At 49.9% G+C, this 24,628-nt stretch carries 26 protein-coding genes and 1 pseudogene; 7 read left to right on the top strand and 20 right to left on the bottom strand.

From position 1 onward, the window contains the following. Positions 1-7: 7 nt before the first annotated feature. The 8 genes and pseudogenes from NFS35_RS05590 to NFS35_RS05555 all read right to left on the bottom strand — a co-directional run. Entirely contained in the window at positions 8-259 is a 252-nt protein-coding gene (locus NFS35_RS05590; RefSeq protein WP_251206152.1) for a hypothetical protein, read from the bottom strand. Positions 260-369: 110 nt separating this feature from the next. Then, entirely contained in the window at positions 370-1,017 is a 648-nt protein-coding gene (locus tag NFS35_RS05585) for a TetR/AcrR family transcriptional regulator (RefSeq protein WP_251206151.1), read from the bottom strand. A gap of 225 nt (positions 1,018-1,242) precedes the next feature. Next, positions 1,243-2,163, bottom strand: coding sequence for a nucleotidyl transferase AbiEii/AbiGii toxin family protein (locus NFS35_RS05580; protein WP_251206150.1), 921 nt, complete (start codon positions 2,161-2,163; stop codon positions 1,243-1,245). Further along, entirely contained in the window at positions 2,147-2,773 is a 627-nt protein-coding gene (locus NFS35_RS05575; RefSeq protein ID WP_251206149.1) for a DUF6088 family protein, read from the bottom strand. Before NFS35_RS05575 ends, NFS35_RS05580 begins: the two co-directional genes overlap by 17 nt. 193 nt (positions 2,774-2,966) lie before the next feature. Then, complete coding sequence (locus NFS35_RS05570) at positions 2,967-3,491, bottom strand: DUF5720 family protein (protein WP_334303548.1); 525 nt, start codon at positions 3,489-3,491, stop codon at positions 2,967-2,969. Positions 3,492-3,538: 47 nt separating this feature from the next. After that, the gene (locus tag NFS35_RS05565) at positions 3,539-4,084 is read right to left on the bottom strand and encodes a hypothetical protein (RefSeq protein WP_251206148.1); all 546 of its coding nucleotides are present in this window, start codon (positions 4,082-4,084) and stop codon (positions 3,539-3,541) included. Beyond that, a complete protein-coding gene (locus tag NFS35_RS05560) occupies positions 4,081-5,238 on the bottom strand; it encodes a MarR family transcriptional regulator (protein WP_251206147.1) in 1,158 nt (385 codons plus the stop codon). The genes NFS35_RS05565 and NFS35_RS05560 overlap by 4 nt, the downstream gene beginning before the upstream one ends. 282 nt (positions 5,239-5,520) lie before the next feature. Next, positions 5,521-5,799, bottom strand: a pseudogene (locus NFS35_RS05555) (DEAD/DEAH box helicase family protein); the annotation flags it as partial. 342 nt (positions 5,800-6,141) lie between these two features. Between NFS35_RS05555 and NFS35_RS05550 the strand changes: the two are divergent. The 7 genes from NFS35_RS05550 to pseG are packed head-to-tail and all read left to right on the top strand — an operon-like array spanning position 6,142 to position 12,484. Further along, positions 6,142-7,212 carry a glycosyltransferase family 52 gene (locus tag NFS35_RS05550; protein WP_251206146.1) on the top strand — a complete coding sequence of 357 codons (1,071 nt, stop codon included), beginning with the start codon at positions 6,142-6,144 and terminating at the stop codon, positions 7,210-7,212. A gap of 20 nt (positions 7,213-7,232) precedes the next feature. Further along, positions 7,233-7,937, top strand: coding sequence for a pseudaminic acid cytidylyltransferase (gene pseF / locus NFS35_RS05545; protein WP_251206145.1), 705 nt, complete (start codon positions 7,233-7,235; stop codon positions 7,935-7,937). Continuing rightward, positions 7,927-9,582 carry an HAD-IIIC family phosphatase gene (locus NFS35_RS05540; RefSeq protein WP_251206144.1) on the top strand — a complete coding sequence of 552 codons (1,656 nt, stop codon included), beginning with the start codon at positions 7,927-7,929 and terminating at the stop codon, positions 9,580-9,582. The genes pseF and NFS35_RS05540 overlap by 11 nt, the downstream gene beginning before the upstream one ends. A gap of 34 nt (positions 9,583-9,616) precedes the next feature. Next, the gene (locus NFS35_RS05535) at positions 9,617-9,838 is read left to right on the top strand and encodes an acyl carrier protein (protein WP_251206143.1); all 222 of its coding nucleotides are present in this window, start codon (positions 9,617-9,619) and stop codon (positions 9,836-9,838) included. Beyond that, the gene (locus NFS35_RS05530; RefSeq protein WP_251206142.1) at positions 9,835-10,392 is read left to right on the top strand and encodes a GNAT family N-acetyltransferase; all 558 of its coding nucleotides are present in this window, start codon (positions 9,835-9,837) and stop codon (positions 10,390-10,392) included. The genes NFS35_RS05535 and NFS35_RS05530 overlap by 4 nt, the downstream gene beginning before the upstream one ends. Before the next feature lie 2 nt (positions 10,393-10,394). Further along, positions 10,395-11,450: a pseudaminic acid synthase gene (gene pseI / locus NFS35_RS05525; RefSeq protein WP_251206141.1), complete on the top strand. Its 1,056-nt coding sequence runs from the start codon at positions 10,395-10,397 to the stop codon at positions 11,448-11,450. Beyond that, positions 11,447-12,484, top strand: coding sequence for a UDP-2,4-diacetamido-2,4,6-trideoxy-beta-L-altropyranose hydrolase (gene pseG, locus NFS35_RS05520; protein WP_251206140.1), 1,038 nt, complete (start codon positions 11,447-11,449; stop codon positions 12,482-12,484). Before pseI ends, pseG begins: the two co-directional genes overlap by 4 nt. A gap of 51 nt (positions 12,485-12,535) precedes the next feature. Here pseG and NFS35_RS05515 read toward each other — a convergent pair whose 3' ends face one another. The 12 genes from NFS35_RS05515 to NFS35_RS05460 form a co-directional block, all read right to left on the bottom strand. Then, entirely contained in the window at positions 12,536-13,162 is a 627-nt protein-coding gene (locus tag NFS35_RS05515) for a hypothetical protein (RefSeq protein WP_251206139.1), read from the bottom strand. After that, on the bottom strand, positions 13,120-14,175 hold the full coding sequence (locus NFS35_RS05510; protein WP_251206138.1) for a hypothetical protein: 1,056 nt from the start codon (positions 14,173-14,175) through the stop codon (positions 13,120-13,122). Before NFS35_RS05510 ends, NFS35_RS05515 begins: the two co-directional genes overlap by 43 nt. A gap of 25 nt (positions 14,176-14,200) precedes the next feature. After that, positions 14,201-15,619, bottom strand: coding sequence for a S41 family peptidase (locus NFS35_RS05505; protein WP_251206137.1), 1,419 nt, complete (start codon positions 15,617-15,619; stop codon positions 14,201-14,203). A gap of 44 nt (positions 15,620-15,663) precedes the next feature. Further along, positions 15,664-16,920, bottom strand: coding sequence for a murein hydrolase activator EnvC family protein (locus tag NFS35_RS05500; RefSeq protein ID WP_251206136.1), 1,257 nt, complete (start codon positions 16,918-16,920; stop codon positions 15,664-15,666). An 11-nt stretch (positions 16,921-16,931) separates the two neighbouring features. Beyond that, a complete protein-coding gene (gene ftsX / locus NFS35_RS05495) occupies positions 16,932-17,876 on the bottom strand; it encodes a permease-like cell division protein FtsX (RefSeq protein WP_251206135.1) in 945 nt (314 codons plus the stop codon). Beyond that, positions 17,866-18,552: a cell division ATP-binding protein FtsE gene (ftsE, locus tag NFS35_RS05490; RefSeq protein WP_251206161.1), complete on the bottom strand. Its 687-nt coding sequence runs from the start codon at positions 18,550-18,552 to the stop codon at positions 17,866-17,868. The genes ftsX and ftsE overlap by 11 nt, the downstream gene beginning before the upstream one ends. A gap of 85 nt (positions 18,553-18,637) precedes the next feature. Beyond that, complete coding sequence (locus tag NFS35_RS05485; protein ID WP_251206134.1) at positions 18,638-19,723, bottom strand: PucR family transcriptional regulator; 1,086 nt, start codon at positions 19,721-19,723, stop codon at positions 18,638-18,640. A gap of 196 nt (positions 19,724-19,919) precedes the next feature. Beyond that, positions 19,920-20,111: a YjfB family protein gene (locus NFS35_RS05480; RefSeq protein WP_251206133.1), complete on the bottom strand. Its 192-nt coding sequence runs from the start codon at positions 20,109-20,111 to the stop codon at positions 19,920-19,922. Between the two features lie 152 nt (positions 20,112-20,263). Next, positions 20,264-21,103 (bottom strand): CvfB family protein, encoded by an 840-nt coding sequence (locus NFS35_RS05475; protein WP_251206132.1) that lies wholly within the window; start codon positions 21,101-21,103, stop codon positions 20,264-20,266. Positions 21,104-21,133: 30 nt separating this feature from the next. Further along, positions 21,134-21,868 carry an acyl-[acyl-carrier-protein] thioesterase gene (locus NFS35_RS05470; RefSeq protein ID WP_251206131.1) on the bottom strand — a complete coding sequence of 245 codons (735 nt, stop codon included), beginning with the start codon at positions 21,866-21,868 and terminating at the stop codon, positions 21,134-21,136. A gap of 40 nt (positions 21,869-21,908) precedes the next feature. Next, positions 21,909-23,006: a CPBP family intramembrane glutamic endopeptidase gene (locus NFS35_RS05465; RefSeq protein WP_251206130.1), complete on the bottom strand. Its 1,098-nt coding sequence runs from the start codon at positions 23,004-23,006 to the stop codon at positions 21,909-21,911. A 132-nt stretch (positions 23,007-23,138) separates the two neighbouring features. Further along, positions 23,139-24,464, bottom strand: a complete 1,326-nt coding sequence (locus NFS35_RS05460) for a M17 family metallopeptidase (protein WP_251206129.1) — start codon at positions 24,462-24,464, stop codon at positions 23,139-23,141. Positions 24,465-24,628: the final 164 nt, after the last annotated feature.

Here is a 24,628-nt window from a genome sequence, read left to right as displayed (position 1 = left end):
GGATCAATCAGAATTCCGAGAGATCATTGTTCACAAACAAATCGCAGACAAGTCCTGCTGCACCCAAACCAAACAGACAGGTGGCGGCTAATTTATAGCCTTTTTCAGATAAGTGTGCAGCTCCTATCAACAGTCCAATTTCTGCCGCAGCAGATACAGACTTAGATACAAAGCGGAATGAACGTTTTTTCCATGCCTTATTTGCGGTGACTTCAATTTTGTTTGCTACGTTTTCGATTTTTTGGTCTAAGTTAGACATTATAATCTCCTTTCATACATTTAAGCGGTATGTATATGCTTAAAAAATAATACCTTACGAATGAATGTATATGCTTAAAAATAAAACTGCCTTTTTCAAGGCAATTTTATTTATTTGCCCTCGTTTAGATGTTCAAGGTAGTCTTGCAGTGTATCAAAAATTTCATCGTCAATAATTGGAAGTTTTATACTATCCAAAAGGTATTTGATAAATGCAAACTTTGAAATCAGTTCTTCCGGTGTCGCAGGATAGACAGAGGGAATTAACCAAAAGTTTGTAAGTAACGGCAAAAGTTCAGAAAGTTCTTTTGCATATTCGGTCTGTATAGAGCTGTCCTCTATTCCCTCTTGAATAAGCTGCAACCAAAGAGGGGCAATCAATTTTCTGTTTGTGTCAGCCAGTTCTGCTAATAATCGGGGATTTTTCAAAAGAGGAATACTTTGCTTGCCAAGCTCTGTCCTATCAATATCTACATGGTTTAGCTTAATAACTTCTCGCATTTTTTGTAGACCGTTCAAGTTCTTCTGTTTTTGTACGGTAACAAACGGGTTATTATCAAAAAAGAGTTTTTCCCCTAATGCGTCAATAATTTCTTCTTTCGATTTGAAATGATGATAAATCGCTCCCTTAGTCAGTCCACCAAGCTCATTTACAATATCCTGAATAGTTGTATTGTCGTATCCTTTTTCCAGGAATAATCGCTGTGATACTTCCAATATCTTCTCAACGGTTACTTCTGGATATTTATTTCGTGCCACGCCAATCCTCCTTTCAACTATCATTCGTTTGGTATGTAACCCATTATATCCAGTGAAACAGATCTTGTCAAGATACATTCAGTAGGTATTTATATCCCGTTTTACAAATTTGTATTAAAATTTATCAAATGCTGTTGACATATCATACATCTATAATACCGCTCTCCCTAAATACCATCTTTTTACTCAACCTGATACTATCTAATCTATAACAAAATAGCTTCATTATAGGTTTCTGAAATATCCTCTACTGATAATTTCCCCTATCCCGTCAATAATTGTTTCGTAAGGAAGATATGTAAACAACATCCTGCCTGTAATCCTTTCATAATCATTCCGGTATATTTCCTTATCCACAATTTCTGTCAGAAGGTCATTGATACATACCTCTTTTTGGGCAGACGGACAGACCGGAAGAGGTTCCCGCAGGCATCGTACTTCCTTAACAAGCTCTGACAATGAAACATCTGGCGTTGTGTATTCCAGGATCTTATAGATATCATATAAATGTCGAGAATGCCGCTCTACCTTGCCAGACAGATAATAGTCACAGAGGGCAAAAACTTTATCAATAAGAGTCCGCTCAATCGCCTGGGTTGTGATTTCAAAAGGCATAAGGTCAAATTCTTCTGCCAGTTCTTCCTGTCCTGCCATTTTCAGAAAACGATAAATATAGTTGTCGGCAATCCGATTTACTGTTGGAAACGGCAGGAGGGCAATATAGGTCTCAATAACCAGTTCTGGCTTTAATTCCAAAAGCGGGGAATAAATGCTGGGATAGCTGGCTTTGTAACAGTTATAACTACGCCGGCTGCGGGTTTCTTCAAGGTTTGTAACAGAAAACCCAAGGGATTCTACGGAAGAAACCACCGCCTTTTTTAACTGACGCTTGCGGCTTTCGCCAGGAATGCCGTCTGATGCCGCATAAGAAATATCAATATCCTCCGAAAAACGCTCCAGAATCTGATAGCACTTTGTAAGCGAGGTCCCTCCTTTAAAGACCATTCCCTTCACCCTGGAGGCCAGTTCTTTAAGAACAAGTGTAACATAATAATCTTTCTCAATGATTCCGGGCGGTATGTGCAGTTCATTGGAAGCGGCAACAACCAGTTCGCTGAATGCTTCTTTGTCATGATGTAAATTCATAAATAATACCCCATTCAATCAGTTTTTTTGCGGTAGGCCCTGTAATGCCGGACAGTACGCCGGAAAGAAGAGCCTTACTGTATTTTTTCTGTTTTGCATAGTTTTTTAAAAGCGCTCCGGTTTCTGCATCTGAAAGCTCCGAATACTTTTCTGCCTGGGAAACAGCATCAAGAAACTGAAGCAGTCCCGCATTTTCAGATGTTATAGCAACAGCTGGACGTTTCAGCCGGACGTTTTGGGAACCGACAGTAACATTGCGCCCTTTTGTCGCTTCTTTCGATGTTATGATTTCCAGTATAGCCGGCATCTGGGTCGTCAGGCCGATCTGGTTGGCAAACGTAGCTCCGGCGAAATAACCGTAGACTTCTGTTGTGTTTTGGATATATTTGCGTATAATGACCTTCATGGGGTCTAAATAACTTTTTTTCAGCAGACGTGATGCTTTGGGAAGATAATAGATCCCAGTATCAAACCGGGCAAGGTCACCGGATTTGAGCATCCGTTTAAAATACTGACGCAAGGCATTGTCATTGATCCCGTCCAGCCGGATCTCGTTAATGAAAATCGGTTCATTGTAACCATAGTTTTTTTCCAGATATTCTTTCAGCATACAGGCATCCACTCCTTCCACCTCCATACTACTATATTTATACCTAAAAGGTCAATAGATATGTCAAATATAGTATGTATGATTTTTCAAAAATTATACATGGAGGATAAAGGAGCGGGAAGCTTTGTATATAAGCCTGTATACCATAATTTCTCTTTTAAAGTGTAGTTTTCAGGTCTAAGAATAGAAATTTCTACAGTTCCGTATCTGCCCGGTCATAGTACAAATGCCCCTGTGCCACTTTCGCATGGTTCAAAATCAGTATGAAATGCCTGTCCTGGTTCTCCAATGCCTTTTTATATCCGGTTTCCGTCAGAAACAGTCTCATCCGGCTCCCTTTATCCCCTATGGGAGACTTTTCCGAAAGTACATCAAACACAATCATATGCTCTACTTCCGGATCAAAACGTTCCAATGCCATGATATCATGTCCTTCCAGCTTCCGGGCACCGGATTTCTGCCGGGCCACAGCGATCATCTCCCCAACGGTTCTTGCTTTCCATGGCGAGTGATAATTTCTCTGAACATCACAGATCAGCTCTCTGCAGTCATCCTCCGAAAGTTCACGCAGCTTCTTTAAGAGATTTTCTGCCACATCCTTTTTGTCATGGTCACGGGTATACCGACACAACACAGCAATCTCCTGTATCACATCATATCGGCGGCAGCCCTCCAGCTGAAAGACCATCCTTTTCTCATCCTCAGTCAATGCTATCATATATTGCCTCCAATCTTTATTTCTCATAAATGCCATGTAACTGCCTATTATTGCTCTCTGGCATCCTTATCATCCGGAAAGAACTTCTCCAGAATGTCGATACTGTCTTTGGATGTATACCCCCACAAGATAGAGCTGAGTGCGTCAATCGCCTCCCGTCTTCTACGGTAATAAGTGCGGAAACTGATATCCCGGATATGGGGGCGCAGTTTCTCTATGATTTCCTCCACATTCCGCAACTGTTGTGGAGAAAGGAAAGAGTAATACAGCAGCCAGTAATAGCTCTCCCCATTCTTGTGTTTAGTGCGGAGCAGGTCGATGGAAGTATCCAGTAGTTTCAGCATCCGGTGGCTCCGTTCAATGCACTTGGCGTGATGTTCGATACTGCGGTCTGACAGATCGACCCCGGCAACATAGACGGACTCCAGAAAGTCCTCAATGGAACTGCCGTATTCAATCTCGAACCGGCTCCGTACCTGCTGGACGGACAATTCCAGGCTCCACACCACATCCCTGTATTTCTTCAGCAGTTTCCAGGTATCATGGTACAATGGGTTGTCAGTGATGTTCATTTCTTCCTGATTCTTTTTCATGCTCTTTCTCCCCCTTCCTCATTCTTTTCAGCAGGCATGAGAACCAGCTCAAAAGTGTAGACCGGCTTATCTTCTCCGCAGCATACCGCCATTCCAAAACGTACTGCAGTCTTTGGTGTATGACATATATACTCTTCCCTGCAGGCGTCTGATAAAGGATATAACTTATATATAGATTTCTGGCACTGAAAACAGGAAATTCCCTGTGCATCAAGGACTTGCGCTATTTTTCTGATAACAGCATCCATGTCTGATTTTGAAACGCAGGATAATTCTTCTGAAACGCATGCCTCATACCCAGTAACAACAGAATCTGCCTGCGGCTCTTCTTTATCCGGCAGAGTGATATTGATTTTCAGGATCATGGCAACCTCCTCTTTATCCACAAGAACATCTGATATCTGGAACATGGTGGAAAGATAGCTGTGCAGATAGATCACACTGCCTGTTTTTCCGGGAAATGACATGAGAGAAATATAGTCCATATCAGCAAGTTTTTTCAGCACACGCCCTGTCGTGGCTTTGGAGATGCCCCAGCGGGCAGCCATCTCACTGTAAGCCACTAACGGGGAGCCGGTGCCATTGCGGAAGTAAGCAACCGGACCAATCTCCGAACCCTGCACCTGGCTGTCATTGTATACGGCGGACATCCACAGATCCAGAACGATATCCATTTCTGAGCAGCGATTGCTGCTGACCAGTTCGGTCGCAACAACAACCGGCATAAAGAAAAAGCCTGTATCTTTCTGACAGGGACAGTTGTAATCCAGTACTGTATTATGCTTTTTCCAGTCACGGATCTTATATTTGACCACCTTTCCACGGTCGAGAAAGAGATAGGAGATCAGGTGGCGTTTCTGCAGCTCGTCCAGGATGGAGACTGCCTGGCACTGGAAACGGGTACGGAACCATGCAGATAGTTCCTTTACGGTACAGATCCACTCGCCGGGATATACCGTATAGCCGATGCCGTCTATACGAAGATAAGAGGTACGAAAGTTTGCATAGTTGCAGAGCACCGTATAATAAAATAGACCGGAGCCTCCATTTGTACGAATGCTCCGGTCTGCCATTAAGTTCTGGATAAACTGCCGATAGATCCGGCAGCGTGGATAATCTACAATCTGTTTGATCTCTAATTGATATTCTGACATGAATTTTCTCCTCATTTCTTAAAGTTTTTCTGATGCGAAAATTAAGTTTCTGCTGTTTACTCATTTTCTGTAAAAAAAATCTACAAGACAAATTTTCAATGTCTTGTAGATCATAAATCAGCCTCTATTTCTTTTTCAAAATACTTTCCACGACGAATTTTGTTCACAATTCCTATGATTCCACCCTGTTTTTTCAGTCCATACAGTCCATTCAATCCACAAGATATGGTATAAATAGGACTAAATAACACTAAATACAGTGGTTAGAAGTGCCTACTCCTAGTAGGATACGAAATATTCTACCGCGTTTTCGGGAAAAAATTCCTTGAACTCGCCGTAGAGCTGGCCGGCCAGGGTCTTATTGTGCGCTATGACCAAGGTGGGCTTGTTCAGGGCGGCGATGACGTTGGCCATGGTGAAGGTCTTGCCGGAGCCGGTGACGCCCAGCAGAGTCTGGAACTGGTTGCCTTTTTTGAAGCCTTCCACCAGCTCAGCTATGGCGGCGGGCTGATCTCCTGTAGGCTGGTATTCTGAATGAAGCTTGAACGCTTTTTGTTCGATGAACGTTTTTTGTTCGATGAACGTTTTTTGTTCATTTTGCACCAAATATCACCTCCATGAAACGGTTGAAAGAATCTCGTTCCCAATGAGAATAAAGGAATGAAAGTTCGGCTTTATGCAGTAAAATTAAAATAGATTTAATGACACAAAAGCAACTCTGATTATACCATACAGTATTTTATTTGTATAGATGAAATCTTCAATTTTCAGAACATTTGTTCTCCAGGATGTTCTTACTTTTCTTCATAGGCGCAATCCTTTCCAAAGCCGCTCAAAGACTGGACAAGAGATACCGCCGGTGTTATAATCAGGGAATAACCGGAAAGGCAGGAATTTTGTCTGATGAAAGAAAGAATTTATGTCTGCCACACCTATTACCACGTATATGTCACATTTTTGAAAGAGCTTGCTCTTCCCCGGGAAAACAGGGGACAGGCCACTCTGGTTCTCAGCAAGATGTCCAATCACTTTGAAAATCTGAAAAACCGGGTGGAGAGCACCGGTCTTTTTGAGCAGGTGATTGAATTCGATGAAAAGCGGGAGGACTTTTTTCCGGAGCTTGTAAAACTGCGAAGCGGCGGGCCTGGCTTTCTTGGAAATCTCTGGAGCCGGATACGTTTCACCAGATTGTACGCAAAGCTGGAAGAACCTTATATCCCCGTGAACTTCCGGGACTATGGGGACACTTATGTGTACTGCGATTCCGACCCCATAGGATATTATCTGAATCAAAAGAAAATCCCTTACCATGCGCTGGAGGACGGGCTGAACTGCCTGAAGAATTTTGACGCCGCCCGCTATGACAACAGAGGGCATTTCAAGCTGAAAGCGTTCCTTTCCAGGAAGCTGAACCTGATATTTGTACAGAACGGCTATGGAAAGTACTGCATCGACATGGAGGTCAATGACATCTCAGCCATCAGGTATCCCTGTCCCCGGTATATCGAGCAGTCCAGACAGGCCCTGGCGGACAGGCTGACCTCAGAGGATAAGGCGCTGATTCTGCAGGCGTTCATCAGAGACATGGACCAGCTGCAGGCACAGATTGCCGCGGGAACCGACATGAAAGACAAGATACTGATACTGACGGATCCCCTGTGCACTTTGGATGTGAGAGAGCGGATTTTCCGGGACATCATCCACATGTACGAAAAAGAGGGGACAATCTTCCTCAAGCCCCATCCCAGGGACAATCTGGATTACCGTACATTATTTGCCGAATATCCGCAGTTCGACGCCACGGTCCCCATGGAGATGCTGAATTTCTTCCCGGGGCTTAGGTTCAAAAAGGTAGTGGCAGTGCTGACAGAAATCAAGGCGATCCAATTCGCCGACGAGGTGGTCCGGCTGGGGGAGGACTTCATGGATGCCTATGAAGACCCTCTGATCCACAGACAGAACCAACAGATATAAATAAAGGAAGGTATCCTAAAATGAGAGCAATCGCGATTATCACCGCCAGAGGAGGCAGCAAGAGGATTCCGAAGAAAAATATCCGGGATTTCTGCGGGAAACCAATTCTGGCATATTCCATAGAGGCCGCACTGCAGGCAGGCGTGTTCGACACGGTCATGGTGTCCACAGAGAGCGGGGAAATTGCCCGAATCGCTGTGGAATACGGCGCGGAAGTGCCGTTCTTCAGGAGCCAGGAGACCGCGGGAGATTACGCCACCACCAACGACGTGCTGCTGGAAGTCCTTGCGGAATACGAAAAGCGGGGACAGACTTTCGACCTGACCTGCTGCATCTATCCCACGGCTCCCTTTGTGACTGCCAAAAAGCTCAGGGCGGCAGTGGAGCAGCTCTGTGCCTCGGACGCGGATACGCTGCTCCCGGTAGTGCCGTTTTCTTTTCCGCCCCAACGGGGCATGGTGGTAAGGGACGGCAGGCTGGTATTTGAGTATCCGGAATACCTGGACGCCCGTTCCCAGGACCTCGTGCCCCATTATCACGACTCCGGGCAGTTCTCCCTTATGAAAACCGAACGCTATCTGGTGAACAGAAAGGTGATGCTGGGGGAAATCCTGCCCATGGTAATCGATGAGCTGGAAGTGCAGGACATCGATAACGAGACAGACTGGAAAATCGCGGAGATGAAATACAGGCTGATGATGGAGAAAGAAAAGCATGAGTCATAGGATTGCAGTATTGTCCAATGTGAATTTGAATTTCGTCATCCGGATGCTGAAAAAGGAACTCGTAGCCGCAGAGCCCGAAAGCCTCGTCTATGAGACAGCAGGGTACGGCAACGAGCTGGGGACTTTATTGGATGCCACCTCCTCCTATGAAGCGTTCCGTCCTGACATCACTTTCCTGATTATGGATTTGATGGAGGTTCTTGATCACGATTTGTCAGCGTCCAGCGACAGGATCGAAAGATGGTTCTCCATGTTGGAAGGAGCACTGCACGAGGAGCGCCTGTACTATATTTCTGATGCTTTCCTGTGGGGCCCGGAACTGGAGGTCATGCAGGATACCGACTGCAGAAAGCAGTCTGAAGACAGATGGCAGGAATGTCTGCGGAATCTTTCCCGGGAGCGCTCCAATGTCCGCATACTGCCCTATCGCCGCATCATAGAAGAAATAGGGGCCGAAAATGCCTTTTCTTTCAAAATGTGGTACATGGGACGTATCCTCCACACCAATGAAGCCCAGAAACGCATGGTGGAGCTGCTTCTCCAGACTATCCGGCTGCAGGAAAGAATCCCCAAAAAAGTGCTGCTGCTGGATTTGGACAACACTCTGTGGGGAGGGCTGGCGGGAGAGGCCGATCACTCTCCCGTGGTACTCTCCCAGGAACACACGGGGCTGATGTACAAGAACCTGCAGCGGGTAATCACCCAGATGCAGAGGCAGGGCGTCCTGCTGGGAATCGTCTCCAAAAATAACGAAAAGGACGCCATGGATATCATCGCCTCTCATCCCCATATGGTGCTCCGCCCGGAGGATTTCGTCTGCAAGAAAATCAACTGGCGGACAAAACCGGAAAATATTGCGGAGATTGCAAAGGAGCTGAACCTTGGAATGGACTCTTTTGTCTTCTGGGATGATAATCCGGCGGAAAGAGAGCTGGTAAAAGCCGCTTTGCCCCAGGTGACCGTTCCAGATTTTCCGGATAAACCGGAAGAGCTGCCGGACGCAATGATCCGGATTTACAGGCAGTACTTCGAACAGGCTGCCATTACCGGAGAAGACAGACAGAAGACCAGACAATACGCGGAGAACGCCAGGCGGAATATCCTGAAAGCCCAGGCTGTGGACTTCGCCTCCTACCTGCGCCAGCTGGCCATGGAAATCATCCGCGAGAGGCCTGAGGCAAATCTGGAGAGATTGACCCAATTAGTCAATAAGACCAATCAATTCAACCTGACCACGAAGCGCTATGAGCAATCTCACATGCAAAAGCTACTGCATGATACCGGCAAAAGGATTTATCTATATCGGGTAAAAGATTGCTTTGGCGACAACGGCATTGTGGCGGCAGTGATTGTAGACCTTGCGGGAACCGCTCCGGCAATAGATACTTTCGTCATGAGCTGTCGGGTGATGGGAAGAAACATCGAAAACGCCATTGTAGATGATATCGAGAAAGAACTGTATGAGGAAGGCTGCCTCTCCCTACAGGCACAATATCTTCCCACCGCGAAAAACAAGCCGGTGGAAACCCTTTTTGAAAAACTCGGCTATACCGTCATCCAGACAATGGAGACCGGCGGGAAGCTCTATGAGATAAATCTGGCAGACAGACCTGAAAGAGAATATTATGCCGAGTGGCACACATGACCCCTATCCTACAGAAAACAGGAGATACTGATTCATGAAAGAAAAGATAATCGCTTTAATGGAAGAAGTGCTGCAGCTTCCGTCAGGAACCGTGTCCGAAAGCACTCGTATGGAAGATTTGGAGGAGTGGGATTCCCTGGCCCATGTGATGCTGATCGGGGAGCTGGAGACAAGGCTCAGCATCTCCATCCCCCTGGACGAAGCTGTGGAGATCACTTCCGTACAAGAGATTTTTGAGAAAGCAGGCCTGAAATGAGCATCCGCTTAAGAGAACTCAGAGAAGACGATTTGGAGAATATCATGCGCTGGCGCATGGATCCCGACATCACCAGATACATGAACACCAACCCGAAGCTCACCCTGGAAGGGCAGCGCAAATGGTTTAAAGCGATCTGCGGGAACACGGACGTGCGCTACTGGCTAATCGAGATAGACGGCGAAAGCGCCGGCGTCATCAATCTGACGGGACTGGACAGGGCCGACGGCTGTGCAGGCTGGGCCTATTATGTAGGGGAGAAGCGCCTGCGCAGCATGAAGACCGCTCTGGCCCTGGAGATGAGTCTCTACGATTATGTATTCGACATACTGCATAAAAAGGAACTCATAGGAGACATTTTTACCCTGAATAAAGGGGTGATACAGCTCCATCTTTTATGCGGGAGCGAAATCATAGAGGAAAAGAAAAACCATGTATGCAAGGACGGTCAGTATTATGATGTGACGTTCATGCATATGACCGCGCAGCGCTGGCAGGAAATCAGGAACAGCAAGAAATACGAAAAAGTTTCTTTCGGCACACAGGAGGTATGAGCATGAATAAGAGAATCGAAATTCAAGGGCATGTAATCAGCAATGATTCCCCCACCTTTGTCATCGCGGAAATGTCCGCCAACCATCTGATGGATTATGACAGGGCTGTCGCAATCATCAAAGCCGCCAAAGACGCAGGGGCTGATGCCATCAAGCTGCAGACCTATACGCCGGACACCATCACCCTGAACTGCGATGATCCCTGTTTCCAGATTACGCAGGGGACTATCTGGGACGGCACCACTCTGTACAAGCTTTATCAGACGGCCTACACCCCCTGGGAATGGCAGCCGAAACTAAAAGAAGTGGCCGAATCCATGGGGCTTGTTTTTTTCTCCTCCCCTTTTGACCTTACCAGCGTCGATTTTCTGGAAAAACTGCTGGTCCCCATCTACAAGGTGGCCAGTTTTGAGGTGAACGACATCCCTCTTATCCGGAAGATAGCCAGGACCGGAAAACCCATCATCATGTCTACGGGCGTGTCTTATCTTGGGGACATCGAGCTTGCGCTGCAGACTTGCAGGGAAGAGGGCAACGAAAATGTCGTCCTCCTGAAATGCTGTTCCGCATACCCCTCTCCCTATGAGGACATCAATCTGAAAGGCATTCCGGCCATGCAGGAGGTATTCGACTGTACGGTAGGATTGTCCGACCACACTATGGGCTGTGCCGTGGCCGGCGCCGCCGTTGCAATGGGCGCGAGAGTCGTGGAAAAGCATCTCACCTTAAGCCGGGCCGACGGCGGGGCCGATGCCGCCTTTTCCATGGAGCCCCAGGAATTCAAGGAGATGGTGGACCAGATCCGCATCATAGAAAAGGCCATGGGTAAGGCGACCTGCGAGCTGACGCCGAAGCAGAAAGCCAGCAGGGATCACGCAAGGTCTCTTTTTATCGCCCAGGACATGAAAGCCGGGGATGTTTTCACCCCCCGGAATCTCCGCTCCGTACGCCCCTCCTGTGGGCTGCATACAAAATACTATGAGGAACTTCTCGGAAAGAAGATTTCCCGGGATGCCCATCTGGGCACGCCCATGTCATGGGATCTGGTGGAATCATGAGATATTATTTCCGTGCAGACGGAAACGCCTCCACCGGGGCAGGGCATTTGATGAGATGCCTGACGATTGCAGACGAACTGAAGAATCTCCCCGGATTGGAGAAAGAAGATATCTGCTTCGTGTGCGCCGACGAGATATCCGGCGCGCTGGCAGAATCCGGCGGATACCAGACCATAGTGCTCCACACCAACTACCGCGATATGAATCAGGAATTACCCCGGCTGGCCCAGCATCTGCAAAAAGAATGCCCAGGCGGCGCTCCGGTGCTGATAGTTGACAGTTATTATATCACGGCGCAGTATCTTAAAGCATTGAGACGGCAGGCACATATTTTCCTGTTGGATGATATGGCAGAACAGGCTTATTCTGTGGACTGTGTCCTGAATTATAACGCCTTTGCCACCAGAGAGCAGTACAGGCAGCTATATGAGGATACAGATACAAGATTTTATGCGGGCAGCGAATACGTCCCTCTCCGTCCCCAGTTCCGTCAGAGCGGATATGTCTTTCGGGAACAGGCACAGGACATATTGATTACCACAGGCGGCGGCGATCACAGGAATATTGCGGCCCGGATTTTTGAAACGATTCAGAGTCCCGGACTGCGGTATCATGTAGTCACAGGCCGGTATCATCCGGATTTTGAGGGATGGAAATATCGAGAACAGACATGCCGTCAGCTCTATGTGCACCATGATGTCCGCGATATGGCATCACTGATGCGAAACTGCGATATAGCCATCACTGCAGGCGGAACTACCATATATGAACTGGCCGCGACAGGAGTTCCTTTCCTGTGCTTTTCCTATGCGAAGAATCAGGAGGCCTTAACGGAATATATCAGCCGTACAGAAATAGCAGGTTATTGCGGCGCCTTTCACCACAATCCGGCAGAGACGCTTGGCAAAATGCGGCAGATGATGGATGAGCTCACGGCAAATGCCGGTATCAGGCGTAAAATGCATGAAAAGGAAAGAAAAATGGTGGATGGGCTGGGCGCCGTAAGGATTGCCCGTCTTTTGACAGAAATGTAATATCCGCGGGTATTTTCCTCCCGCGGATACATTTTTTGCATTAAAATCTTGCTACTGCACCAGATATACACTCAAATTCGTGCTCTTTGTCAAATATTTTGTCGTAAGCTTCTTTCCTAATTCCCATCCAAAAAAATCCAGAGCCTCCGGCAGATAATCCTCATATAGATACAGAACAAATTCCTCCCCCGGCAACTCCCTGACTGCTTTCGCATCCTCCGGCGAGTTATTCTCCGTCAGGAAACAGATTTGTTCCGGAATCAGCCAGTCATAATAGGAATATACTCCCACCGTAGGCCCATACACTATCCATGGAATCCCGCTCTGCTCTTTCAGCAAAGCCACATCTTTCTCCGGGTGGAACAGATATGCGACACCGTTTCCGCCGTCAATCACTCTGATTTCTCCTATCAGGATACTGACTGTCGGCGCCAGAACCGCTCCTCGCCAGACGATATTTCCCCGTTTTTCTTTTCGCTGCCTGCCCCGCAGCTCCTGCAGCAGCAGAATGCCTCCCCATGCCATGCACAGCGCCATAATCGTAAAGGTGCCCCACAGATACCGCTCCTCCCATACATCCGGCATGGTAAAGCACACCACGCACTGGTACGCCTGGGCAGCCAGGACGGTCAGAATCATGCCCGCCAGTCTCTTCCATTCCTTTTTCCGATATAACATGGCCCCGCCGCCGATAATACCGCCGAAGATGACCGCCAGGCCCACGGCCGCCGGTATCCCGTCACCGAACAGTGAAGCCGACAGGCGTTTGTATCCCAAACAATCTGCCCAAACTTTTCCCCCGAAAAGACAAAGAGGGAATGGAGCGCTGTCTGTCCCTTGCCCTGGTTCAAATTCCACTGGCAATATGGAAACAATCTTATCGTAACAAAAAGGGAAAACACGAAATTCCCCACCCAGGCCAGCACATACCGAAATTCCCGGGAATGCCAGAAACCTCTCCCCTCTCTTTTTACAGCCAGGCAGAAAAGCCAGAAACAGAACAGAGCCGCCGTTACCGCATAGAAAATCCAATAGTCATAATGGGTCAGAAATCCCATCACGCTGACTGCGAGCAGATACAGAAACACTCCGGCCGGCATCTTCTTTCTGTCTGCCTCCCGCAGAATCCACAGACCCGCCAACAGCAGGAGCAGTTCCTCCAGCAGGAGCATCATATACATTCTCAGCACTGTCGCCTGCTCTATCATCAGTCTATTGACCATTCCGGTCAATATCGTCACCGTCCCTGAATGGAGCGGATTCCCTGTCAGCCGCAGGAAGATTCCATAAATCAGGCCCAAAACGATCAGATAAAATACAAGATTCATGGACAGGCCGATCCAGATGCTCCCGCTCCCCTTGAAGCAGAACAGGGACACCATGCGGAAGAGCCAGAAATACAGGGGCACATGGTCATTATACAGACGTATGGTGATGTCGTTCAGCGACAGCCTGTCCCAGTCAGCGGCAAAGAAAGCCTCCACATCATCCCCTGTCATCCATTGATCCACACAGGTACCGGGCCAGTCCTGCTCAAATCCATTTGCAGATTCGTAGGTATATATCTCATCGCAGAACCAGACCTGTTTTTTCCCTGCCCAGTAAAAAAAGGACAGCGTTCCAATCAGCAATAATACAAGCCCAACCCAAAACGCCTGTCTATTCTTTTCTCCCGCTGTTCCTTTTTTCATATCAGCTTCCTTTCAGCCGTCTTGGTTACTGTTCCATCAGCCCTTTCAACACTTCCTTGGCCTTTTCCAGCTGATTGTCCGGATGGTCTTCGCTTCCGTAATAAGCCTCGCCGTCGAATTCACACACCACATCCGGCTCGATGCCAAGGCCGTGGATATTATTGCCATTGGGCGTATAATAAGCGCTGATGGTCACCTTCACCGCAGATCCGTCCCGGAACGGAATGATCTGCTGCACGATGCCCTTGCCGAACGTGGTGGTCCCCACCAGCGTCCCCAGCTTGTAATCCTTGATGGCGCCGGCCATGATTTCAGACGCGCTGGCGGAATTCATGTCCACCAGCACCACCAGCGGCACATCCAGCTCCTTATCGCCGTCGCAGGTATATTCTGACCGTTTTCCGCTCTTGTCCTCCGTGTACACAATCATGCCTTTCGGCAGAATCATCCGGGCCATCTCCACCACAGCGTTCAGGCTCCCGCCAGGATTGCCCCGGAGGTCTAAAATCATGCCTTTCATGCCGGATTTCCGTACAGAAGCAAGCGCATCCTCGAACTGTTTGATAGACACATCGTCAAACTCCGTCAGCTGGATATAGGCCATTCCCTCCTCCAGCATCTCATGCTGTACGGTAGGCGTCTCCACCTTTCTGCGGGTGACGGTGACATCCAGGTAATCGGATTCCCCTTCCCTGACAATAGTCAGGGTCACTTCCGTATTCTCCGGCCCCTTGATCAGGGCCACCGCCTCTGTCAGGGTCAGTCCATAGGTGGAAGCGCCGTCCACCTCGTATATGATATCGTTGGCACGCAGATCCACTTCCGCCGCAGGCGCCCCCTCGATGACGCCGCTGATTTTGGGCAGGCCGGTGAGCGCATCCTGGCTCACATAGGCGCCGATGCCGTAATAGACGCCCTCCGTCTGCTCCATCAGCGCTTCCAGTTCCTCTGCGGAATAATACTCGGAGTACGGGTCTCCTAATGCCTGAAGCATCCCTTTATAAATGCCGTCCTGAAGCTCTTCCCCGGTCACATCATGCAGATAGAAATAATTATTGATAGTATTCTCTATGGTCTGCATCTTATTCAGCACAGAGGCATCAATGGCCGAATCTTTCAGAAACGAAACCTCATCGGAAGAACTCTGTCTGGATTCTGCCACATTCTGACCGGACTCCACCACATTCTGGATATAAAGGCCCAGATAGCAGATAGCCATGATCAGCAGCGCCCCGGAGATGCCGGTAATCAGCCCAATCAGGAACAGTCCCTTTCCGCTGCCCCGCTCTCCTCTTGGCCCTTTCCCAGGGATCTGTGATGTTCCGGTGCCATACACCCTCCCGTCGCCGTACACCGGTCCGCTCCCCGGCATCGGTCCGTTCTCTCTTCCGGTATTCGTCCCTGTCCCGGAAATATTATCAAAATATGATTGGTTCTCGTCCATACATTTCCCTCCTGTCCGTCACAGCAAAATGCCTCAGGGCTCTGTCAAAGGCTGAGATATCCCCACGGAGATACATAGGACCCGTTCAGCCTTACGCTGAAATGAAGATGGCTGCCGGTAGAACGGCCGGTGCTGCCCACGGCGGCGATGGTATCGCCTTTTGCCACCACATCCCCCTTGCTCACATACAGGGCGGAAGCATGCATATATATAGTAGACAGCCCGTCCCCATGATCTATCATGACATAATTCCCCATGCTGGCATTATAAGCAGCGGCCACCACCTTTCCATCGTAAGCCGCGTAGATAGCGGTCCCTGTCGCAGAGGCAAAATCCACGCCATTGTGGAACTGCTCCACGCCCAGTGTCGGATGTATCCTCATACCGTAGTCGTCAGACACTCTGGTATAGGATGCCAGCGGAAATTTGAAAGCGCCTCCGTCATAGACCAGCGCCGATTGGTTGTTGGCGATCATCTGCCGCCTCTCCTCGGCCACAATGGCCTCCAGATACCTGATTTCATCCTCCTGGGCCTTGATTTCCGCCTCGTACTCCCTTATGGCATTTTCCTTATTATTGATATCTGTCTCATAACTTATGATATCACGATTTTTCTGCTCTATCAACTCTTCGAGGTTTTTCTGCTCGATTTCCACATTTTCTTTTGTCTCGTCCAGAATCTCCTTTTCCAGCTCCATTTTTTCCTTGCACAGCTGCACATACTCCTTTGCGGCCCTGTACTCCTGCCACATCCGGTTATCGCTGGCCACCATCTTCTCCACATAATCCACCGTATTCAGAAAGTCCCCGAAGCTTTTGGACTGCAGCAGCAGATCCACCATGTTGGGTTCACCCGACTCGTAGGTAAGCCTGATGTGGATGGACATGGCCTCCAACTGTTCTTCTTCCCTTTTCCGGGCAGCCTCCAGTTCTGCCTGGGTCTGCTGGATTTCCGCCTCCTTGGCGCTGATCTGTTCTTTCAGGTCAGCGATTTTGGCCTCTATCTCTTCCAGATTGCCGTCCAGCTCTTTCACATAGTTCTTCAGGTCATCTTTCTGCTGTTCCAGGTTCTTCTTGATCTCCTGCAAATCGCTGAGACCGTCTTTCAAGGATTCTTTCTCTTCTTTTATCTGGGAAATCTGATTCTCTTTCTCCTTGATGCTCTCCGCGGTGGGCGTGGTCTTACTGCCTGTGGCATGCGCCTGCTGCCCGGCTCCTCCAGGAGCCAACAAGACAGCACTCCCCACCAGCAATCCGCATACCATGCGCCGCAGCGCGGCAACATTCTTCCTCTTCTCCATAAGCCCCTACTCTATACATGCAAATGCTTTCTGACAGTGACGATGCTTCCCAAAAAGCCGATGCCCACGCCTACAATCAGCGACACGGGTGTCAGTACGCCGAACACCTCATTCACCGGCAAAAAGTTGAGAAAGCTGGTCAAAATAGAAAATCTCTCCGCAATATACGTCAATGCGTAATTGTAGATACCATAAATCAGCCAGAGCGGCAGCGCGGCACCCATCAGCCCGATCAGCATACCCTCCAGCACGAAAGGAGACCTGACGAAAAAGTCGGTGGCCCCGATATATTTCATGATATTGATTTCCTCCGATCGGACGGCGATGCCGATGGCCACCGTATTGCTGATCAGGAAGATGCTGACCGCCAGCAATATCACAATGATGCCGATGGACACATAGGCAATCAGCATATTCGCGCCGCTTAAAGTATCGGCTGTCAGCGCGGAATGATTGACCTTGCGCACCTCCGGCATAGATTCCAGCCATGTGACCAGAGCGCTCTGCAGCGACACATCGCTGAGGAAAACCTCGTATGAGTCATCGCCCTCCAGGGGATTCTCCAAATATCCCTTGGAATATGCCTCATAATTCTCTCCCCACTTCTCTCTCCTGAAGTTCTCCCAGGCCTCCTCGTCGGAGGTGAACTTTACATCCGACACCTCGGTCCGGCCGGCAATCAGCTGGCCGATTTCTTCTATACGGATATCCGACGGAATCTGCCCCTCTGTGTGGCTCTCGCACATATCTTTCTCACAGTGGAAGAAGACCGTCACGGACACGCCCTCCTCCGCTTTCATCACGATGCTGCGGAAGTTCATCACCACGGAGTAGAACAGGCCGAACAGGAACAGGCAGGCCGCTATCGTCGCTATGGAGGCCAGAGAATACCATTTGTTCCGGAAGATGTTGACGAAGCCCTGTCTGATGGTATAGAACAATGTGCTAATCTTCATCGATGTATTCTCCTCCTTCCTCGTCGCTGATGATGATGCCCCGCTTCATGGTCACCACGCGCTTGCGCATGGCATTGACGATTTCCCTGTTGTGGGTCACTACTACCACCGTAGTGCCGCTCTGGTTGATCTCGTCCAGCAGCGTCATGATCTCCCAGGAATTCTTCGGATCCAGATTGCCCGTGGGCTCATCTGCCAGCAGAATGGAGGGTTTGTTCACCAGGGCCCTGGCCAGCGCCACTCTCTGCTGTTCGCCGCCCGAAAGCTGTCTGGTCTTGGCCTTGTATTTTCCGGCCAGGCCCACTGTGGCCAGGATAGTGGGCACATTGCGCCTGATATCCTTGCCGGGCACCTCTATGATCCGCTGGGCAAAGGCCACATTCTCATAGACATTCCTGTCATTCAGCAGACGGAAGTCCTGGAACACCACCCCCAGGTTACGCCTGAACTTGGGCACCTGCCTGTGCTTGAGCTTGGCCAGATCCCTGCCCATGACATAGACACTGCCGTCCGTGGCCGTCAGCTCCCGCAGCAGCAGGCGGATCAGGGTGGACTTTCCCGAACCGCTGTCGCCCACGATGAATACGAACTCCCCCTTGCCTATCCCCAGCGTAATCCCGTTAATGGCGGGCGCTCCCTTGGAATAGACCTTGCTCACGTTATCAAGATAGATGATACCATTGTCTTCTATAAACTGCTCCCGTTTTCTCCACGACAGCTCTTTTTTGCCCATCGTTTTCCTCCATCCCGGCAATCAAAAGTTAAAAATCCGTAGTTTCCATATATTTCATGTACTTCACCACCATCAGCGCTATCTTAAAGGTGATTGCGTCCTCGAAGACCCGCAGATCCAGGCCTGTGCCCTTCTGGAGCTTATCCAGCCGGTAGACAAGCGTATTTCTGTGGATGAACAGCTGCCTGGAGGTCTCCGACACATTCAGGCTGTTCTCAAAGAACTTATATATAGTCCCCAATGTCTCCTCGTCGAACTCATCCGGGCTCTTGCCGCCAAAAATCTCGCGGATGAACATCTTGCACAGGGGCAGCGGCAGCTGGTAAATCAGGCGGCCGATTCCCAGCTCGCCATAGGCGATGATCTCCCTCTCATCGAAGAAAATCTTGCCCACGTCCAGCGCCATCCGCGCTTCCTTATAGGAACGGCTCACCTCTTTGATTTCCTGGATTACCGTACCATATGCGATGCGGCTGTCCTGGATGCCCTCTTTTTTTAAGAAAGACCAGATCTGCTTCGCCGTCTTATCCATCTCCCTGGCCATATCGGTCTCGGGCAGCTCCTTGACGATGATGACATTGTTCTCGTCCACTTCCGTGACGAAATCCTTGCTGTTGCCGCCGAAGTACGTCCGGGCCAGCTCCAGCACATTGCTGTCCCGTCCCCCGGGAGACTCCACGATCAGAACCGCCCTGGGCACGTCCGTCTGGATATGCAGCTTCTTGGAACGGCTGTAGATATCCACCAGCAGCAGATTGTCCAGCAGGAGATTCTTGACGAAATTATCCTTGTCAAGGCGCTCCTTGTAGGCTATTACCAGATTCTGAATCTGGAAAGCCGCCAGCTTTCCTATCATATAGGAATCCTCTCCTGCTCCGGCTGCCACCATCACGTATTCCAGCACTTGATCATCGAATATCTTGAAGAACTGGCAGCCCTGTATCTCCTGGGAATCTGCCACAGATGCGGCAAATTCCGCCACAGCGCTCACGCTGGCTCCCATGTCGGCAGTAGAAGCCACTTCTTTGCCATCCACATCCATAATACAAAATTCGACACGAGTAATGTTCTTTAATCCGTCGATAATGTTCTGCAAAATTTGATTTGAAATCATAACATCCACTCCTTTTGTCGTTATGGCAGATTCTGATGCCAGTATTTGTTTCTACATTTACAAATGTACAAAAAATACGCGAAAAAAGCAATAGGATTTTATGATTTTTCACAAAAAAACTGCCTGAAGCATTACCCCAGGCAGTCTTATAGACAAATCTCCAACCAAAAACCGGGCAACATTTTTCACATCCGTTTCAAATACGCATGTCAAAGTTTGCGCCTACATTGGGATTCACGCTCAGCTCCATGGCGGCAGAATCTATCATCTGCACCATCCCGGCGCCCAGTTCCTCATTGGTGTCCAGGGCCTTGCCAAGCACTGCCGTTCCAATCTGGGACATCTGGGATACATTCGCCAATGCCACTGATACTCCTGCAATATCCATAAGCACACCTCCTGCCAGAAATATATGACCGCAGGCTCCGAATACCAAGTCCTGCGACGTACTTTATTGTATCATAATAAGAAAGGTTTTACCAGACTTTCCTGCAATTTTTCAATTTCTTAAGGATTCTTAAAAATTCAGCCAAAGGCCTCCTACCGTATCCTGCCAATAGAGTACTGCCCTATCTCTATCTTCCGCTCTTTTAAAAGCCTCCCCACCGCCCGCTTGAACTCGTTCTTGCTCATGCCGGTCTCCTGCCTGATGCGCTCCGGGGACGCCTTGTCCGTAAAGGGCAGCATTCCGCCGTTCGCCTCTATCATGGCCATGATCTTCTCCGCATCCTTGTCCATCTGCAGATAAGCCTTGTCCCTGATTCCCAGCGTCAGCTTGCCGTCCTCACGCACCTGTATGACCCGGGCCTCCACGTCCTTTCCCAGCTCCACGTTCCCATAGAGCTCCTTCTGGGGAATCAGGCCGGAATACAGATTGTCCACTGCCACAAAAGCGCCGAAATTATCGCTTATCTCATAGACGCGCCCCTTTACCCTGTCGTCCTTTCCATAGGGGCTGTCCGTGCGCAGATTGTCGTACACGTTCATGGTGGCGCAGAGCCTGTCGCTCTTGTCTATGTAGAGGGACACCAATACCTTGCCCCCCTGCTCCACCTTGCCCCGCTGCTGCTTAAAGGGCAGCAGCAGGTCCTTCTCCAGGCCCCAGTCCAGAAAGGCTCCTATCTTCCCGGTCTGGGCCACTGTCAGCTCCGCCACCTGGCCCATCTGCAGCTTCGGCTCCCTGGCAGTGGCGATCAGCCTGTCCTGGGAGTCACGGTAGATGAACACTTCCATCACATCGCCCACATTGCACTCCTCCGGCACCTGCTTGCGGGGCAGGAGCACGCGGGGCTCGTCCTCGTCTGCGGAAAGCGCCAGATAGACGCCGAACTCCACTTTCTTAACAACTGTCAATTCCTGTTTTTCACCTAAATTTATCATAGATATCCCCACTCCAAATCTGTTTTCTCTCTATGCGGAAAGATGCTCTCCGCCCTTACCTTTTCCATCAAACTGCGCCACCACATAGGGACTTCCTTCCTGATTCTCCAGCGCCACCCAGACACTGTCCGCCGTTTCCAGGACCCGGGGCATCAGCACATCCCCCAGGAAAGCCTGCCTCTTATATTCCGCCCGCACCTGCCTTACCGCGAAGCCCTCGGGCAGATAGTCCATGGCGATGTCAATGAACTGCTGATTGTTCACATGATAGTTGGTGTCCAGATGGTGCTGCTTTACTACTGTAGGTTCCTTTGGGATGCCCTCTGACGGTACGGTAATCTTGCGGGGGGCATATTCCATCTCCAGCTTTTCCTCCGGCCGGTATCCCTCTGTCATGATCTGCGGAATTGCCGTAGGCTTATTGGTCCGCGTGTCCAACAGGCTCCACAGGGAATTGGCTTTTGCCAGATATTCCCCCTTTTCATCCATCAGGGCAAAATTTCGGTATCCCAAAAATCCTTTCAGCGCGTAAGGCAGCGTCCCTATGACCACCCTTTCCCCAAGAGCCGGATAGCGCTCCACCGCAATCTGCCAGGAGGAGAGCACCCAGACTAAATGCATCTCTTTCAGCTTCGCCACCCCAAGGCCTAAATCCTCCGCCTGAAAAGTGGAGCAGTCCTGAAAATAATTGATGAGCGAAGCCATGGTAAGAATTCCTTCGCTGTCCGTCTCGCTGTATCTGATTCTGCTTCCAAACGTGTACATCTTAAAATCCCTTTCAATGATCCGGCTGCCGCAAACCTTTTTATGCGAACAGCTGATAAATTATCATCGCAATCCAGAATATGCTGTAAAGGAGCATCCCCACATTCAGGAAAATCGTGCTGAACCTTTTCCCTCTGGGAATCACCACCTGGCCCCGGGCAAATGTGAATCTCTTCTTCGCCAGACACACGATGAACAGCACCAGGCCCGCTATCAGCATGCCGAAGATAAATATCAGGAATACGCCATATGCCAGCAGCCCTGCCATATTCTCGCTGATATAGGCCATCATAGCATCCATGTCCATGTCGGAAACCATCTCCAGATACTCGTTCAGATCAATCGCCCGCATCAGAGCCGAACTCACCAGACCTCCCATGAAGTTGATCATCATATGGATGGCAATGGTAATCTTCAGATTGCCGGTCTTCACATACAGGAAAGCCAGGAACACACCCAGCACAAAGGCGTAGACGAACTGATTCAGGTTGCCGTGGAACAGGCCGAACATCAGCCCGGACACAAGCACCGCGACTCCCTGTCCATAGCGGATCGTCCTGTCCACGATCAGCTTGCGGAAGACATATTCTTCCATGAAAGGCGCGCAGATCACCATCCAGAGAACTATCATCCACAGGCTGATGGATTCTGTCATGTTGGCCAGCTGGTTCTGCACAGAACTGCCCTTGAGCGTGCCGATTGCAGCGGTGATGACATTGCCGATGATATTGGTCAAGTATACGGCGCCGAAGCTCATAACGACAGCCACGATGAAACTCCCCGGCCGGATGGAACGCCGCTCCACCCTGTCGGCGGGAATCGTCCTCACCAGAAGGATAAGCACCGGCATGCCTATCAGGTACATGGGAAGCATGGACACAAGCATGCTGATATTTCCGTTCCACAGCCATTCCGGAAGCAGGAACGAGACCAGGGCCATGGGCACCAGCTGCACCGCGTATATCACTATAGTCCCCAGGATGTACATTCCGCCCAGTTTGGAGAAATGCTTTTTGGCCGCCTTCAGCTCCCGGTTCTCCCTCTCCCGTCTCTCCCGCTCTCCCTCTGCCTGCTGCCAGCCCTCCATGGACGGCGCCGCGTTGTTCTGCCATGTTCCGTATTCGTTTGTTCCTTCCATAATCCTTAACTCCTGCTTAATGCTTCTATCTGTGATATTCCTTCTGTATCCTTATTAGTTTATCATATATCACGACATTTGAAAAGACTGATAACGGCTGCTTTTCCATAGAAAAGCATTTCAGAAGACTTTTCAACCGTGTTCCAGCAATTTCACCACCGTAGAAAAAACCGTCCCCGTCGCGCCGCACTCCATTCTGTCGTTTTCTTTCCGCAGCACCGCCGGCCCCACCATATCGAAATGCACCCAGGGCAGCCCTTCCGTGAACTCCTCCAGGAAACACGCCGCCACGCTGGCTCCCGCTTTCTTGTCCGGCATATAGTTCGCCATGTCCGCCGTCTTTGACCAGAGCAGCCGCCGCTTGTACCGTTCGCCCAGAGGCAGGCGCCACACCGGCTCCCCGGCCTCCGCGGCTGCCCGGGCCGTGCCGGACGCCAGTTCTTCTTCATTGCAGAAAAATCCCGCCGTCTCATCTCCCAAAGCCTCCCGGCAGGAATAGCTCAGGGTAGCCATATCCACCAGACGATCCGCCTTACCCGCCGCGAATGTCAGCGCATCCGCCAGAACCAGCCTGCCCTCTGCGTCTGTATTATATACTTCCACCATCCTGCCTGAGAGCATGGTAATCACATCCCCCATGCGGACACATTTTTCTCCCAGGGCATTTTCCGCCAGGGGAATCACTCCCTCCAGGGGGAGGGCATATCCGGTATCCGCCGCGTATTCCAGCAGGCACAGCACGTCCGCCGCGCCGCACATGTCATATTTCATGCCCTCCATGGACTCCATGGATTTCAGGTGCATGCCGCCGCTGTCAAACATGATGCCCTTGCCCACCAGCGCCGTCACAGGGCCCTTCTGCGTGCCCTCATAGCGCAGGCGCAGCAATGCCGCAGGAATCCGGGAAGCCTGATTTACAGCCAGAATTCCCCCGCAGCCCATCCTGCCCAGCTCCTGCTCCCTGTATATCTCCAAAGACAGGGCAGGCTTCTCCCGGACAAGCTCTTCCGCATAACGGCAGAAATCGTCTGCTGTCAGATAATTAGCCGGCAAGTCTCCCAGCATCCTCGCATAATTCCGGCAGCGTCCTAATCGCTCTGCCTTTTTCATTTCCGCCTCGATTTCCCTGCCGGAAACCAGATAGACTGTCACATCCGGCTCTGCCGCCAGACCGTCCCGCAGTTCAAATAATCTCTCCGCCGCATCTGCCTCCAGCGCCTTTTTCCCGAATCGATAGGCCCCCTGCAGCAGCGCCTCTGTAAAAAAGCCCGCGGCCTTTTCGGCGGAATCTCCGAACCGGTTCACGGCGAAATCATCCACATCGAACTGACAGTTTCCTGCCAGGGAATATCCCAGCCGGTTGATTGCCTCCCGCAGGACTTCTCTGTCCCCGCCCTCTCCGCCGCAGCACAGTACGGGGATTGCATCTTCCATTTTCTTTTTATGTACAAACCGCATTCCGATACCCTCCTTTTTTCATAATTTTCAGAATATTCCAACAATTTTCCATATGCTCCTCTGTATACTTGATTCTATAACTATATCGGCTTTTGGGCAATGGTCATAATAGAGAATATCCCGCATCCGGGGGTTGACTTTTTTCTATTATCGTAGTATATGGA

This window comes from Acetatifactor aquisgranensis (assembly GCF_943193215.1).
GTDB lineage: Bacteria > Bacillota > Clostridia > Lachnospirales > Lachnospiraceae > Acetatifactor > Acetatifactor aquisgranensis.
Note: the sequence above shows the minus strand (reverse complement) of the source record. Positions and strands in the feature narration are given on the sequence as shown.

Coding starts and splice junctions, on each gene's coding strand:
- NFS35_RS05550 (WP_251206146.1), top strand. CDS start 6,142: ATGAAAGAAAGAATTTATGTCTGCCACACCTATTACCACGTATATGTC.
- NFS35_RS05540 (WP_251206144.1), top strand. CDS start 7,927: ATGAGTCATAGGATTGCAGTATTGTCCAATGTGAATTTGAATTTCGTC.
- NFS35_RS05465 (WP_251206130.1), bottom strand. CDS start 23,006: ATGGAAGGAACAAACGAATACGGAACATGGCAGAACAACGCGGCGCCG.
- NFS35_RS05580 (WP_251206150.1), bottom strand. CDS start 2,163: ATGAATTTACATCATGACAAAGAAGCATTCAGCGAACTGGTTGTTGCC.
- NFS35_RS05510 (WP_251206138.1), bottom strand. CDS start 14,175: ATGAAAAAAGGAACAGCGGGAGAAAAGAATAGACAGGCGTTTTGGGTT.
- NFS35_RS05535 (WP_251206143.1), top strand. CDS start 9,617: ATGAAAGAAAAGATAATCGCTTTAATGGAAGAAGTGCTGCAGCTTCCG.
- ftsX (WP_251206135.1), bottom strand. CDS start 17,876: ATGAAGATTAGCACATTGTTCTATACCATCAGACAGGGCTTCGTCAAC.
- NFS35_RS05480 (WP_251206133.1), bottom strand. CDS start 20,111: ATGGATATTGCAGGAGTATCAGTGGCATTGGCGAATGTATCCCAGATG.
- NFS35_RS05590 (WP_251206152.1), bottom strand. CDS start 259: ATGTCTAACTTAGACCAAAAAATCGAAAACGTAGCAAACAAAATTGAA.
- NFS35_RS05515 (WP_251206139.1), bottom strand. CDS start 13,162: ATGTTATATCGGAAAAAGGAATGGAAGAGACTGGCGGGCATGATTCTG.
- NFS35_RS05530 (WP_251206142.1), top strand. CDS start 9,835: ATGAGCATCCGCTTAAGAGAACTCAGAGAAGACGATTTGGAGAATATC.
- NFS35_RS05570 (WP_334303548.1), bottom strand. CDS start 3,491: ATGATAGCATTGACTGAGGATGAGAAAAGGATGGTCTTTCAGCTGGAG.
- NFS35_RS05470 (WP_251206131.1), bottom strand. CDS start 21,868: ATGTACACGTTTGGAAGCAGAATCAGATACAGCGAGACGGACAGCGAA.
- NFS35_RS05560 (WP_251206147.1), bottom strand. CDS start 5,238: ATGTCAGAATATCAATTAGAGATCAAACAGATTGTAGATTATCCACGC.
- pseI (WP_251206141.1), top strand. CDS start 10,395: ATGAATAAGAGAATCGAAATTCAAGGGCATGTAATCAGCAATGATTCC.
- NFS35_RS05565 (WP_251206148.1), bottom strand. CDS start 4,084: ATGAAAAAGAATCAGGAAGAAATGAACATCACTGACAACCCATTGTAC.
- pseG (WP_251206140.1), top strand. CDS start 11,447: ATGAGATATTATTTCCGTGCAGACGGAAACGCCTCCACCGGGGCAGGG.
- NFS35_RS05505 (WP_251206137.1), bottom strand. CDS start 15,619: ATGGACGAGAACCAATCATATTTTGATAATATTTCCGGGACAGGGACG.
- pseF (WP_251206145.1), top strand. CDS start 7,233: ATGAGAGCAATCGCGATTATCACCGCCAGAGGAGGCAGCAAGAGGATT.
- NFS35_RS05475 (WP_251206132.1), bottom strand. CDS start 21,103: ATGATAAATTTAGGTGAAAAACAGGAATTGACAGTTGTTAAGAAAGTG.
- NFS35_RS05485 (WP_251206134.1), bottom strand. CDS start 19,723: ATGATTTCAAATCAAATTTTGCAGAACATTATCGACGGATTAAAGAAC.
- NFS35_RS05500 (WP_251206136.1), bottom strand. CDS start 16,920: ATGGAGAAGAGGAAGAATGTTGCCGCGCTGCGGCGCATGGTATGCGGA.
- NFS35_RS05460 (WP_251206129.1), bottom strand. CDS start 24,464: ATGCGGTTTGTACATAAAAAGAAAATGGAAGATGCAATCCCCGTACTG.
- NFS35_RS05575 (WP_251206149.1), bottom strand. CDS start 2,773: ATGCTGAAAGAATATCTGGAAAAAAACTATGGTTACAATGAACCGATT.